Below are 13,657 nucleotides of genomic sequence, written 5' to 3'. Positions count from 1 at the left end.
ATGAAGTATAAAAAGAATTGGGAAGAAACAAAAGAAAAATGGGCAGGGTATTGGAAACAAAAGAATCAGGGACGTCCATTAATGAACGTCATTGTAAGACGTCCGGAGATAGAAGAATTTTCAGGAAAAAGGCCGGTACAGGGAACTATTAAGGATGTTCACTGTCAGGGAAAGTATTATAATCTTCCGGAGCATTTAAAATATACAGACATGAATGATAAATACTTGACAGCAGAAAGAATGGTAGAGAGATATCGGCAATTTTGTGACACTCATGCATTTTTAGGTGAAAGTTTTCCTAATCTTGATGTGGATTTTGGGCCAGGAGCAATGGCCTCTTATTTAGGGGCGGAGATTTGTTTTCAGGAAGATACAGTATGGTATAAATCTTGCATTGAAGAATGGGAAGATGCAGACGATTTTCTGTTTCGGCCAAATAGTAAATGGTTCCGTCAGCATTTAAATTTGGTAAAACAATGTAAGGAACTTGCAAATGGAGATTTTTTAATTCCAATGCCGGATATAATGGAAAATATTGATGTAATTGCATCTCTGCGGGGCGCACAAAATACACTTTTTGATTTAGTTGATGAACCTGAGCTTATTAAAAATCGAATCACCCAAATTACTAATATCTATTATGATTATTTTAATCAGTTTTATGAGGAAATAAAAGAAGAGGAAGGAGGCAATGCTTACGCAGTATTTCAAATTTGGGGACCGGGCAGGACTGTAAAACTGCAGTGTGATTTTAGGCTATGTTGTCACCGGATAATTTTCGTGAATTTATTCAGGAATCCCTGCGCGTACAGGCTCAAAAGGCGGATTGTGTGTTGTATCATTTAGATGGATCAGATGCAATCAGACATCTGGATTCGTTGATGGAAATTGAAGAAATTGATGCTTTACAGTGGAGCAGCGGGGATACCGCTCCAGATGGTACAATGGAGGAGTGGGACGAGATTTATGACAAAGTGAGAAAAGCCGGAAAGAGTTTGTGGATAAAGGTCTACACAGGTGAATTTGAAGACTGGATAAAAAATGCGGAAAGGATCGTAAAAAAGTATGGATCGGCCGGGCTGTTTTTCGATTTCCCGGAAATGTCCATGGAGCAGGGTAAGACACTTTTGTCTTATGCAGAAAGCAACTGGAGTAACATAGCAGGAACATTTGATATAGAAGTTAAATAAAGGTATTTTAGAAAAAACAGGAGGAATTAAGTTATGGGAAAACGAATGATGAGTGTATTATTAGTACTGGCCATATTAGCAGGCTGTCTGGTTGGATGTGGGAACAGCGGGGAAGCTGAAAGCAACAAAAAAGAGAATGAAAACAGTGTGACAGAACAGGAAAAAGCATCTTCCGATGTTACCCTTACGATTATGGCCAGTCAGGACTGGGTTTATGATGCGGAAAAAGAGCTGGGGCGTAAATTTGAAGAAGAGACAGGGATTAAGGTGGACTATCAGATTGTTCCTTATGATCAATATTTCAGTCTTTTAATGACAAAACTTAACAGTGGGGAAGGACCTGATATTTTTGGCGGACAATCTGGAACGTTTGATCTCGTATCACAGTACAATATAGAGAAAAATGCAGTGGAACTGACAGATGAACCATGGGTTGCAGCATACGATAAATTTGCAAAAGAACAGACTTCTGTTGGAGACAAGCTATATGGCGCAACGTATACAGATGTCAGTGTGGATTTTTATGTTGTATATAATAAAAAGATATATGAAAAATATAATCTTACAGAACCAAACACTTTTGCTGAATTTGAGACCAACTGTCAGGTTCTTATGGATAATGGAGTGCTGCCATTTTTTGAGCCCTGTGGAGATGGCTGGCATCATGTTATGTGGTTCTGCGAGATAGGCGGAAAATATGAAGATATCTATCCAGATATTGTTAACCAGTTGAATGAAAACCAAACTACGTTTGCTGAAATTCCTGAATTTAAGCTTGTTTTGGAACAGGTAAAGGGCCTCGCGGATAAAGGATATTTTGGAGATAATTATCTTTCAGATGAGTATACAGATTTGCCGTCGGCATTGGGAAGCGGTGAATTTGCAATGACAATGTGCAAGCCGGGAACGGTGGCTGAAATCGTAGCAGCGTCTAATGGGACATATACGGAAGAGGATTTTGGCTTTTTCTTGATACCTACTTTGGATAACGATGTACTGAATATGCATCCGTGCGGACCATCCAGATTTATTTATTCAGGATCCAAACATATAGAAGAGGCGAAACAGTACTTGGAGTATATCACACAAAAAGAAAGTATACAGTATATGATAGATAATGAAGGGAAAATTGAAAACCTTCCTTACGAAGTGGGACAGACACCATCTTATAGTCAGTATACGCAGGATTTCTTAGATTCTTTCGAAAAAGCTGGAACAGTATTTCAAGATTCGATTAAGTATTTAAATCCACAGTGGACGGAATTGGGACAGGATATGGTTTCTATGTTTATTGATGATATGACACCCCAGCAGGTACTGGAGCGGATTGATGCAAGACGGGAAACTCAGGCAAAGGCGGCAAAGGACGAAAATTGGAATAAATAGTGAGGAGGGGAAAACAAGTGGAAACAAAAATTTCATTTTGCCTTGAAGGAAAAACTGCGGTTGTAACGGGCGGTAGTCAGGGAATAGGAAAGATAGTAGCGGGATATCTTGCCCATCAGGGAGCAGATATTGTAATAGTGGATATCCAGGATGCAAAACAAGAGGCAAGAAAGATAGCTTCTGAGTATCCGGTGAAAGCAATTGCTCTTAAATGTGATGTTTCAGATTCAAAGCAGGTAAAAGAGGTTATGAATGAAGCCGCAAAAGAGATGGGAAGTTTGGACATTTTGTTTAATAATGCAGGTATTTGTTTACATAAGAGTGCTTTAGAAGTTACACCAGCGGAGTGGGAAAAAGTAATAAATGTAAATTTAAATGGAATTTTTTATATGGCGAGAGAATTTGCAAAACAGTTAATACTTAAAGGGAAGAAGGGGTCTATTATTAATACGGCTTCTATGTCTGGAGTCATTGTCAATGTTCCACAGCTGCAATCTTCCTATAATGCATCAAAGGCAGCGGTTATGCATTTGACGAAATCCCTGGCGGTAGAATGGGCTGATAAGGGGATAAGAGTAAATGCAATTAGTCCCGGATATATTCGTACGGAGATGACGGAGAGTGTGCGTGAAGACTGGAAAAAGCTCTGGGAAGGAATGATACCATTTGGCAGAATGGGAACACCCGAAGAACTTGCGGGAGCGGTAATCTATCTTGCGTCAGATATGTCCAGCTACACATCTGGTTTGAATATGGTGATAGATGGGGCATTTACCTGCATCTGAGATATCTGTTTTAAGGGTTACTGTTCACAGGCAAGTCAGTAAACAGTAACACCGCCTTCCCATTTAAAGCCGCTTTCGGCGAGGGGCAGGCTCATTGGCTGTATTACGCTGTGAATCCGATGCTGTGCAGTGAATGCACAGCACGGTCTGAACAGTAACTTTTAAGGGGCTGTTGCTTCAGCAGATGAATAATCTACTGGAGCAATGGCTCCATTTTTGATATAATCTGCTGGTAATACAAGCAGAAATCTTATATACTGTAATTGTTTGATTTATATAGAATTATAGAGGATGAAGAGAGAAGGTTACCTTATGTTAACAGGTATGAAAAAATTATTTGCCCCGGTAGATATGACGGAGGGAAGTCCGTGGAAACGGATTGTTGCATTCACAATTCCTATGCTGATGGGAAATATTGCACAGCAGCTGTACAACACGGTGGACAGTATTATCGTGGGAAGATTTGTGGGGGATAATGCCCTTGCAGCAGTCGGGAGCGCGGGGCCGATTCTCAATCTGCTGCTGGTTCTGTTTGTAGGGATTTCGGTCGGAGTGGGGATCATGGTGTCCCAGTATTTTGGGGCCAGACAGAGACTGGAGTTATCTAAAACGATAGGCTGCTGTATTACCCTGACCGTGATTACAACGATCCTGGTCATGGTGGTCACGCCGATTGTCACAATGCCGCTTTTGAGGCTTTTGAATACGCCGGATACGATTATCGGATGGTGCAATTCGTACCTTATGATTCTATTTATGGGGATTATCGGGTGTGCATTTTATAATATTCTGGGCGGGATTCTCAGAGGTTTGGGGGATTCCATCTCGGCCCTTGTTTATCTGCTTGTAGCTACCGTATTGAATATTGTATTGGATTACATATTTGTTGCGTATTTTAACATGGGAGTTGCTGGAGTTGCCCTGGCTACTGTGATTGCACAGATGGTATCGGCGCTGTTATCTCTGCGGAAGCTGCTCAGGATGAAAGAGGTATTTGATATGAAGAAAGAATACCTTGTGCCGGAGAAGAAGTATATGTGGGGCCTGATACGTTTGGGGCTGCCTTCCGGGTTAACCCAGGCGATTTTTTCGCTGTCCATGATCATTGTACAATCTCTGACAAACAGCTTTGGTGAAATGTTTATCGCTGCCAATGTGATTGTGATGCGTGTGGATGGGTTTGCAGTCATGCCGGCGTTTTCCTTTGGAACCGCGCTGACCACTTATTCCGGCCAGAATGTGGGCGCGCGCCGGATGGACCGGGTTGTGCAGGGGGCTAAGCAGGGGACTGCCATAGCAGTCGGAACATCTACGGCGATCACCATCCTGATTCTGCTGTTCGGCAGATACCTGATGTCTATATTTACCTCCACACCGGAACTGGTGGAATTAAGCTTTTCCATGATGAAGATACTGGCTGTGGGGTATATCGCCATGGAGGTGACCCAGTGTCTGTCGGGTGTAATGAGAGGGGCAGGGGATACCGTGACGCCGATGTGGATTTCTATGGTTACCACAGTTGTAATCCGCGTTCCGCTGGCCTATGGTATCGCGTGGCTGACCAGATCCGATTCCATGCCGAACGGAAACAGTGCATGTATTTTTATTTCCCTGCTGATCTCATGGATACTGGGAGCGTGTATTACAGTTCTCTGCTACCGCGCCGGACGGTGGAAGAAAAAAGCAATAGCAGAATAGAAAGGACCGATAACAGGAGGCGTGCATAGTAACCTGCATCCCCCCTGTTCTGAGCATATGGAGATCATGAAAAGTTATAAAAAAACAATTTATGCCTGCTATACAGGGTACATTACCCAGGCAATCGTTAATAATTTGGGGCCGCTGCTGTTTTTGACCTTTCAAAACCAGTTCGATATATCTGTGGAAAGAATCGGTTTCCTGATTACACTGAACTTTGGCGTACAGCTAGTGGTTGACCTGCTGGCCGCAAAATATGTGGACCGTATTGGCTACAGAATCAGTATTGTGGCCGCCCACATCATGGCATCCGCAGGGCTTGTGGGAATGGGCCTGTTCCCGTTTGTGATGCCGGATCCCTATCTGGGCCTGCTGGCAGCTATTGTGCTGAACGGGATCGGCGGCGGTCTGATAGAAGTCCTGATCAGTCCGATTGTGGAGGCCGCACCTTCGAGGGAGAAGGAAAAGGCCATGAGCCTTCTTCATTCTTTTTACTGCTTCGGGCAGGTGGGCGTGGTGATACTGACCACGCTGGGCTTTAAAATATTCGGGATGGAACACTGGAATTACCTGCCAGTTATCTGGGCCGTGGTTCCATTTGTCAACATATTTGTTTTTACAAAAGTTCCGATCCGTACCCTGGTTGAGGAAGATGAAAGGCTGCCGGTAAGAAAGCTGTTTTCCATGAAAATGTTCTGGGTTTTTGTACTGATGATGCTCTGCGCCGGTGCATCCGAGCAGGCCATGTCCCAGTGGGCTTCCTACTTTGCAGAGAGCAGTCTGCAGGTATCGAAAACGATGGGCGACCTGCTGGGGCCCTGTGCTTTTGCAGCATTGATGGGGGCATCCCGGGTATTCTACGGAAAATGCGGGGACAAAATCCCTTTGGAGAAGTTTATACTGGGCAGTAGTATTTTGTGTATCATAAGCTACCTGTTTGCGGTCTTTATGCCGGTTCCGGTTCTGAGCCTGCTGGGCTGTGCGATGTGCGGACTCTCAGTGGGAATTATGTGGCCGGGTACGTTTAGTATTGCGGCAAGAGAATGTACCCGGGGAGGAACGGCGATGTTTGCGTTTTTTGCACTGGCTGGGGATGCCGGATGCATGGCGGGGCCGGGACTAACGGGTGTAGTGGCGGAACAATTCCCGAGATGGGGGCTGAAGGCGGGCCTGCTCTTTGCTATTGTATTTCCTGTTGGGATGGCAGGCATACTTTTGGGGAGGCGGGCCGGGAAGGTTCGGAGACCGCCGTATGGAAAACGGTGACAGGAACCTTCCGGGAGGCATTCTGCCTTTTCCGGAGACTGACGCTTTGTGAAAAAATATTTGGGCGGGGGTGAAAATTGCTTGCAGCAATGAATTTTCACCCCCGCCCTTTATGTGGGCTTTTTATGCCTGCCAAAGAGTATGTCAGCTTACTGTTTCCCTTGGGTACTGTTATAGTATTAATTTATATAACTAATTAATTGTGATGCATAATTATTAAAAAAATGTGAAATATTGAACCATATATTGACATTTCTATATAATACTACTAATATAATCGTTAAACGTCTAACTAATTTTGGGGTTTGGGATAAGGATTCCGGGAAAGGAGATTTGTATGAATTGTGATGTCAACCATGTTCCCACAGTAGGAATTATGAGCCAGATTATGCATATGAGCATGAATCGGGCCAGGCTGTTATTTGATGAGTATGATTTAAAGATTGGGCAGGCGGGGATTCTCTTTATGCTGGAACATTTTGGAGAGATGTCCCAGCGGGAACTTGCCTCGAAGATGAATGTGACTCCGCCGTCTATTACCGCGGCAATCGGGAAGATGGAACGTCTGGGATACATCAGGCGTAAGCCGGATGATAAAGACCAGAGAATTATGCGTCTGAGTCCCACTGATAAGGGGAAGGCATGCCTGGAACATATTAAAAAAGTGGCGAAGCAGATGGATGAACTTATGTTTAAGGGCATGAGCCAGGAGGAGAAGCTGCTGCTTAGAAGACTTCTTCTTCAGATGCAGAAGAATTTAAAAGAGGAAAAAGAACTCTCCGGATTAAAATGACAGACATAAAAGTATATGCAGAAAGGGAGATATTATGAAGAAACTATTTAAGTATATGGGGATGTACTGGAAAGCCGTTATAGCGATTCTGGCAGTCCTCATCATACAGGCGTACTGCGACTTGTCGCTGCCTGGATATACTTCGGACATTGTAAATGTCGGGATTCAGCAGGGCGGTATTGACGAATCGATACCGAAAGCAGTTACGGCGGATGATATGGATAAGCTTCTGCTTTTTGTGGGCAGCGAAGATGCGGATACAGTGAAAGCAGCTTATCAGTTGAAGGAAAAGGACACAGGGTATGACTATGACGGTTCTGTGTATGTCCTGAAGAGTGGAGTAGAAGAGGAGGAAGCGCAGGTGGAGAAACTGTCTTCTATCCTTGGCAGCCCAATGATGCTTGTGTCCGGCTTTGAATCCGGAAACGATGTGACTGACCAGATGGAAGTCTCCATGAAAGATAAGATGAAGTCTATGATTGAGGAGCAGGCACAGAAGCAGATGGATAAGGCCGCGTCCAAGATGACGGATGAGCAGAAGGCGGCTATCGCAATGAATCCTGAACTGCAGAAGCAGCAGGAAGAGATGCAGAAGCAGGCAAAAGAACAGATTGACGCCCAGCTGAAAAAGATAGATGAAGCCGATGTGTTTGAAATGTTTGGAATGATTCCTGAGGAGCAGCGTTCTGAGGTGACGAAGCAGATAGAGGATAAATTTTCCGACATGCCGGCGACTATGATAGACCAGGCTGCCAAAGTGTACATTAAGGATGCATACGCACGGCTGAACGTGGATACAAATAAACTGCAGAACAGTTACCTGCTGTCCACGGGGGCGAAGATGGTAGGCCTTGCATTTTTGGGGATGGCAGCCAGCATTCTGGTCGGGTTCATGGCGTCCCGCGTGGGTGCAACTGCAGGACGTGATCTCAGGGGAAAGGTATTCAGAAAGGTTGTCGGATTTTCGAACAACGAATTCGACCATTTCTCAACTGCGTCTTTGATCACACGGAGCACAAATGATATCCAGCAAATCCAGATGCTGATGGTTATGCTGCTGCGGATGGTATTATATGCACCGATTATGGCCGTGGGAGGCATTTATAAAGTATTCCATACCAATGTATCCATGTCCTGGATCATTGCACTGGCGGTGATCCTGATCGGACTGGTAGTTCTGGCTCTATTTACCGTGGCTATGCCGAAGTTTAAGATTCTGCAGACCCTGGTAGATAAGCTTAACCTGGTTACAAGGGAGATCCTGACAGGGTTATCCGTTATCCGTGCATTTTCGACGGAAAAGCACGAGGAAGAGCGTTTTGACAAGGCAAACAGGGATCTGACGAGAACGACCCTTTTTGTAAACCGTGCCATGACATTTATGATGCCGGCTATGATGCTGATTATGAACGGCATCTCCGTTCTGATTATCTGGAGCGGCGCTCACGGTGTTGATAACGGACAGATGCAGGTCGGGGATATGATGGCGTTTATTCAATATACAATGCAGATCATTGCCAGCTTCCTGATGCTGTGCATGATTTCCATCATGCTGCCAAGGGCGGCCGTTTCTGCGGACCGTGTAGATGAAGTGCTCACAAGCACAACCATGATACATGATCCGGAGGAAGCAGTGGAACTGCCGGAAAAAACGCAAGGCGTTCTGAAGTTCGACCACGTATCGTTCCGTTATCCGGGGGCAAGCGAAGATGTGCTCCACGATATTGATTTCACAGCGAAGCCGGGTGAGACAACTGCGATCATCGGAAGCACGGGAAGCGGCAAGTCCACGCTGGTAAATCTGATTCCTAGGTTTTATGATGTTACAGAAGGCTGTATTACCCTGGATGGCATAGATATCCGTGATATAACCCAGCATGACCTGCGGGATAAGCTGGGATATGTGCCGCAGAAAGGGGTACTGTTCTCCGGCGACATTGCTTCTAATATTATGTATGGGAACCCGGAGGGCAGCGATGAGGAGATGGAAGAGGCAGCAGCAATCGCACAGGCTGCAGGATTCATTGAAGAAAAAGCCCAGAAATATGAGAGTCCGATTTCACAGGGAGGAACGAACGTATCAGGTGGACAGAAACAGCGCCTCGCCATAGCCAGGGCAATCGCAAAACATCCGGATCTGTATATTTTCGACGACAGTTTCTCTGCGCTGGATTATAAGACAGATGTCACACTGAGAAGAGCTCTGAAGGAAAAGACAGAAGAAAGCACGGTACTGATTGTTGCGCAGCGTATCAGCACGATCCTGCATGCAGAACAGATTATTGTTTTGGACGATGGTATGGTAGCAGGGAAGGGTACACACCGGGAGCTGCTGAAGAATTGTGAAGTATATCAGCAGATTGCGGCATCCCAGCTGTCGGAGGAAGAACTGAAGGCGGGGATGGAGACAGCAGAGTCAGACACGAAAGGAAGGGAGGAAAACAGCCATGAGTAGAGAAGGCGGCAGAAGGCCTATGGGCAGGCGGGGCCCTATGAAGGGTATGGTTCCAGGTGAGAAGCCAAAGAATCTCAAAGCAACCGTAAAAAAACTGCTCAAATATATGAGCAAATATAAAATACAGCTGTTTTTCGTAATCGTATTTGCGATTGGCGGTACGATCTTTAACATCATTGGCCCGAAGGTCCTTGGTAAGGCAACTACGGAGATATTCAACGGCCTGGTCAGCAAAGTGTCCGGCGGCAGTGGCATGGATTTTGGGAAAATCGGTCAGATCCTGATCTTTACGCTGAGCCTGTATCTAGTGAGCGCCTTGTGTTCTTTTGTTCAGGGCTTTCTGATGACCGGCATTTCCCAGAAAATGACATACCGTCTGAGGAGAGAAATATCAGAAAAAATCAACAGAATGCCGATGAATTATTTTGATACAAAGACATATGGTGAAGTGCTGTCCAGAGTGACCAATGATATTGATACGCTGGGACAGAGCCTGAATCAGAGTATGACGCAGATGATTACTTCTGTTACGACAATCATCGGTGTGCTGGTCATGATGCTGTCGATCAGTCCTCTGATGACAGTAGTGGCGCTTTTAATACTTCCGCTTTCCATCGGTTTTATTTCCGTGATCATGAAACGTTCCCAGAAGTACTTCCGCGGACAGCAGAAATACCTCGGTGAAGTCAACGGACAGGTGGAGGAAGTATATGGCGGCCATAACATCGTAAAGGTATTTAATAAAGAAAAAGATGTAATAGAAGAATTCGAAGAAACTAACAATAAACTATACGACTCTGCATGGAAGTCCCAGTTCATATCCGGTATGATGATGCCGATCATGCAGTTTGTGGGGAACCTGGGTTATGTGGTAGTTGTTATACTGGGAGGGTATCTGGCAGCAAAGCGTACAATCGAGGTCGGAGATATTCAGTCCTTTACGCAGTATGTAAGAAACTTTACACAGCCGATCCAGCAGGTAGCGCAGGTAGCCAATCTGCTGCAGTCCACAGCAGCGGCATCCGAGCGTGTGTTTGAATTCCTGGAGGAAGAGGAGGAAGACCAGACCGTGCAGAATCCGGTATCCGTGGAAGGTCTGCAGGGCAACGTAGAGTTCGAACATGTACGGTTTGGCTACAATGAGAACAGAATCATTATCAATGATTTCTCAGCCAAGGTAAAAGAAGGCCAGAAGATAGCGATCGTAGGGCCTACCGGAGCGGGTAAGACCACGATGATCAAGCTTTTAATGCGCTTTTATGATGTTAGCAGCGGAGCCATTTTGATAGATGGCCATAACATCAAAGATTTCAACCGGAGCGAGCTGCGCCAGATGTTCGGCATGGTTCTCCAGGACACGTGGCTGTTCCATGGAAGCATCCGGGATAATATCCGTTACGGAAAACTGGATGCAACAGACGAAGAAGTGATCGAAGCGGCAAAGGCAGCAAGAGTGCACCGTTTTGTCCAGACACTTCCGGGCGGTTACGATATGGAACTGAATGAGGAAGCCAGCAATGTATCCCAGGGACAGAAACAGCTCCTAACCATCGCAAGAGCCATCCTGGCGGACCCAAAGATCCTGATCCTGGACGAAGCAACCAGCTCCGTAGACACAAGAACAGAGATCCAGATTCAGAAGGCCATGGACACCCTGATGAAAGGCAGAACCAGTTTTATCATAGCCCACAGGCTGTCTACAATCAGGGATGCCGATATCATCCTTGTTATGAAGGATGGAGACATCGTAGAACAGGGGAACCACGAAGAACTTATCCGCAAAGGCGGGTTCTATGCAGAACTCTACAACTCCCAATTCGAGAAGGCGGCGGGGTAGAGTTTGGTTGCCAGCTCAATTCGCCGCCCCCCTCGAAGTCCCGGGCATCAGAAAGGTTTTTTCCTTACGGAGGATGAACCCAGCTGTGCGGAATTGGAATATGCCTCTCCTGGATGTGTCTTTCAGGATATTAGTGCCGCTTCATCAAAATCGGAGCCGCCATGTGAACTGTTTTCAGGCCTACAAGGCCTGAAAACAAGCAGACCCGAAGTGGGAATTCATCAGAATTCCCGCAAGTGTCCGCGGTGTTCACCATGGCGGCTCCGATTTTGATTAGCGGCACTTATATCCAGATTCCGCATCCAGGAGAGGCATATTCCAATTCCGCACAGCGTCCTTCCTCCAAGTATTTTTCATTTTCTGATAGACTTCCCTCATATTTGTACGTAATAATAGGTGTAACGATATTTTGTAAGCTTACAATTTTAGAGAAGGACGCAGATTATGAAAATCAATGAGGAAAATTATATCAGGGAGCTAAAGCAGCATAATGAGTCGGCTCTCGCCTATATTATTGAGCGCTATGGAGGGCTTGTAAAGTCGATTGTCAGAAAGAATCTTTATGCTTTGCCGCAGTATCAGGAGGAATGTATGAATGATATTTTCTTCCAGGTGTGGAATAACATTCAATATTTTGACTGTATGAAGAATTCTTTTAAGAACTGGATCGCGGGAGTTTCACGATACCGTGCCATTGACTGCCTGCGGAAGCACCGCAGGGAGCTGGAAGTGGAAAATATTGAGGATGTGGCCGCAGCAAAGGAGGAAGAGGCTTATCAGAGGCTGGTTGACCAGGAGATATCCAGGGAGCTGGAACAGATGCTTTCATGCCTGAACCCACGGGATCAGGAGCTTTTTCGGAGGCTTTATATTGAGGAACAGGATATCAGCCAGGTGAGCAGGGAGATGGGCATGCAGGAGTCGGCAGTTTATAATCATGTATCCCGTGGAAAACGTAAAATCAGAAACTTGTTTCCAAGAGAGCAGAAGGAGAGATGAATATGAAGAGTAATATATATATGTTGTTAAATGACATAGATTCTGAGGCCGATGCGTTCCAGGAGGAAGAGTGGTCGGAGCTGGAAACAAAAAGGGTTAAGAAAAAGGTTCTTGGCAGGGTTCGCAGAAAGGGCAAGAAGAAATATGTTATGGCAGGTGTATGTGCGGCAGCAGCTTTTGCCCTTTTGACAGTCATGCCTCTTCGGGGAGCTGTGGCAGATGCGGTGGAACAATTGTCCTACCGGATCGGCACTTTTCTCGGGATTGATAAGAATCTGGCGCCGTATGAACAGATTGTCAATCAGTCTGTGACGGAAGACGGGATAACGATTACACTGAATTCTGTGGTGCTGGACGTGGATGAGCTTGTTGTTTCGACGACAGAGGTCTATGAAGATGCTATCACAGAAGGAGGGCCGGGGCTAATGGGAAATGTTTACATCAATGGCGTGAGGGCATCGGGCGCAGCAGGAGGCGGTTCTTACACTACCGATGAGCATACGCGGGAGGTGGTGATGAAATATTATCTGAATCAGGTGGATCTGGCTGAATTGAGCCAGGAGGTCAACGTGGCCATACGGTTCAGCGATTATGAGGAAAACAGGGGCAGCTGGGAATTTAAATTTACTGCCAGCGGGGAACAGCTTTCTGCTGATACGCAGACCATAGACCTCACATACCAGTACCAGCTGCCGGATGGATGTAATATCACATTTACGAAGTATACGAGCAATGCCATGGGACAGAAAATATTTTATACCAATGACGGAAATAAAAATGACTATGATATGAAGCTTGAGGGTACGGATAATCTGGGAAATCCGGTAAGTTTCTATGTAAGCTCATCCAATGAAGAGGGTGGAAGGTTCGTCATTGATAACTCGGCCGGGAATTTAAGCGATGAGGCGGAGACGCTCACATTGACGCCCTATGCGGTTAAGTATCCGGAAACAAGCGGGAGACTTAGTAATGATTTTGAGCAAGTTGGAGAGGCTTTCACGATTGAGGTTCGATGAAGGGGGACGCTCCGTGAAATGCGCTGCGGTAAGCCCTTCAAACCGCCATGTGTGTATGTGAAGGGCTTACCGCAGCGCATTTCACGTCGCTTTGGTGCATCCGGGCGGGAGGGATGAGAGGGGGCGTATGGTGGTGGATTGACAAGATAAGGGAGAGGTTCTTTGCTTGCTATTGATGGGGTTAATAATTATAATGAGTATATGGAAGGGGGAACTTTTGGGGAGAAGGGGA

The 13,657-nt window shown here is 45.7% G+C and carries 11 protein-coding genes; all 11 read left to right on the top strand.

Going from position 1 to position 13,657, the window contains the following annotated elements; translation table 11 throughout:
- The 11 genes from MWG26_RS15865 to MWG26_RS15815 all read left to right on the top strand — a co-directional run bounded on the left by MWG26_RS15865 (position 1) and on the right by MWG26_RS15815 (position 13,425).
- Positions 1-846 carry a hypothetical protein gene (locus tag MWG26_RS15865; protein WP_240285802.1) on the top strand — a complete coding sequence of 282 codons (846 nt, stop codon included), beginning with the start codon at positions 1-3 and terminating at the stop codon, positions 844-846.
- A gap of 35 nt (positions 847-881) precedes the next feature.
- A complete protein-coding gene (locus MWG26_RS15860; protein WP_244062752.1) occupies positions 882-1,190 on the top strand; it encodes a hypothetical protein in 309 nt (102 codons plus the stop codon).
- A 33-nt stretch (positions 1,191-1,223) separates the two neighbouring features.
- On the top strand, positions 1,224-2,576 hold the full coding sequence (locus MWG26_RS15855; RefSeq protein ID WP_025656727.1) for an ABC transporter substrate-binding protein: 1,353 nt from the start codon (positions 1,224-1,226) through the stop codon (positions 2,574-2,576).
- A 17-nt stretch (positions 2,577-2,593) separates the two neighbouring features.
- Positions 2,594-3,361, top strand: a complete 768-nt coding sequence (locus MWG26_RS15850) for a glucose 1-dehydrogenase (RefSeq protein ID WP_025656728.1) — start codon at positions 2,594-2,596, stop codon at positions 3,359-3,361.
- Between the two features lie 324 nt (positions 3,362-3,685).
- The gene (locus tag MWG26_RS15845; protein WP_244062751.1) at positions 3,686-5,059 is read left to right on the top strand and encodes an MATE family efflux transporter; all 1,374 of its coding nucleotides are present in this window, start codon (positions 3,686-3,688) and stop codon (positions 5,057-5,059) included.
- A 57-nt stretch (positions 5,060-5,116) separates the two neighbouring features.
- On the top strand, positions 5,117-6,325 hold the full coding sequence (locus MWG26_RS15840; RefSeq protein WP_025656730.1) for an MFS transporter: 1,209 nt from the start codon (positions 5,117-5,119) through the stop codon (positions 6,323-6,325).
- Between the two features lie 337 nt (positions 6,326-6,662).
- Positions 6,663-7,118 carry a MarR family winged helix-turn-helix transcriptional regulator gene (locus MWG26_RS15835; RefSeq protein ID WP_025656731.1) on the top strand — a complete coding sequence of 152 codons (456 nt, stop codon included), beginning with the start codon at positions 6,663-6,665 and terminating at the stop codon, positions 7,116-7,118.
- Positions 7,119-7,152: 34 nt separating this feature from the next.
- Positions 7,153-9,573, top strand: a complete 2,421-nt coding sequence (locus MWG26_RS15830) for an ABC transporter ATP-binding protein (protein WP_025656732.1) — start codon at positions 7,153-7,155, stop codon at positions 9,571-9,573.
- Positions 9,566-11,410 carry an ABC transporter ATP-binding protein gene (locus MWG26_RS15825; protein WP_025656733.1) on the top strand — a complete coding sequence of 615 codons (1,845 nt, stop codon included), beginning with the start codon at positions 9,566-9,568 and terminating at the stop codon, positions 11,408-11,410. Before MWG26_RS15830 ends, MWG26_RS15825 begins: the two co-directional genes overlap by 8 nt.
- A gap of 444 nt (positions 11,411-11,854) precedes the next feature.
- Positions 11,855-12,409: a sigma-70 family RNA polymerase sigma factor gene (locus tag MWG26_RS15820; protein ID WP_025656734.1), complete on the top strand. Its 555-nt coding sequence runs from the start codon at positions 11,855-11,857 to the stop codon at positions 12,407-12,409.
- Positions 12,410-12,411: 2 nt separating this feature from the next.
- Positions 12,412-13,425 carry a DUF5643 domain-containing protein gene (locus tag MWG26_RS15815; protein WP_025656735.1) on the top strand — a complete coding sequence of 338 codons (1,014 nt, stop codon included), beginning with the start codon at positions 12,412-12,414 and terminating at the stop codon, positions 13,423-13,425.
- The last annotated feature ends 232 nt before the right edge of the window (positions 13,426-13,657 follow it).

It is taken from the genome of Faecalicatena contorta (assembly GCF_022835095.1).
In the GTDB taxonomy this organism is placed as follows: Bacteria; Bacillota; Clostridia; order Lachnospirales; family Lachnospiraceae; genus Faecalicatena; species Faecalicatena contorta.
This window is presented reverse-complemented; position numbering and strand designations above follow the sequence as displayed.

Excerpts from the sequence above, each read along its gene's own strand:
- MWG26_RS15865 (WP_240285802.1), top strand. The coding sequence starts at position 1 with ATGAAGTATAAAAAGAATTGGGAAGAAACAAAAGAAAAATGGGCAGGG.
- MWG26_RS15860 (WP_244062752.1), top strand. The coding sequence starts at position 882 with ATGGAAATTGAAGAAATTGATGCTTTACAGTGGAGCAGCGGGGATACC.
- MWG26_RS15855 (WP_025656727.1), top strand. The coding sequence starts at position 1,224 with ATGGGAAAACGAATGATGAGTGTATTATTAGTACTGGCCATATTAGCA.
- MWG26_RS15845 (WP_244062751.1), top strand. The coding sequence starts at position 3,686 with ATGAAAAAATTATTTGCCCCGGTAGATATGACGGAGGGAAGTCCGTGG.
- MWG26_RS15840 (WP_025656730.1), top strand. The coding sequence starts at position 5,117 with ATGGAGATCATGAAAAGTTATAAAAAAACAATTTATGCCTGCTATACA.
- MWG26_RS15835 (WP_025656731.1), top strand. The coding sequence starts at position 6,663 with ATGAATTGTGATGTCAACCATGTTCCCACAGTAGGAATTATGAGCCAG.
- MWG26_RS15830 (WP_025656732.1), top strand. The coding sequence starts at position 7,153 with ATGAAGAAACTATTTAAGTATATGGGGATGTACTGGAAAGCCGTTATA.
- MWG26_RS15825 (WP_025656733.1), top strand. The coding sequence starts at position 9,566 with ATGAGTAGAGAAGGCGGCAGAAGGCCTATGGGCAGGCGGGGCCCTATG.
- MWG26_RS15820 (WP_025656734.1), top strand. The coding sequence starts at position 11,855 with ATGAAAATCAATGAGGAAAATTATATCAGGGAGCTAAAGCAGCATAAT.
- MWG26_RS15815 (WP_025656735.1), top strand. The coding sequence starts at position 12,412 with ATGAAGAGTAATATATATATGTTGTTAAATGACATAGATTCTGAGGCC.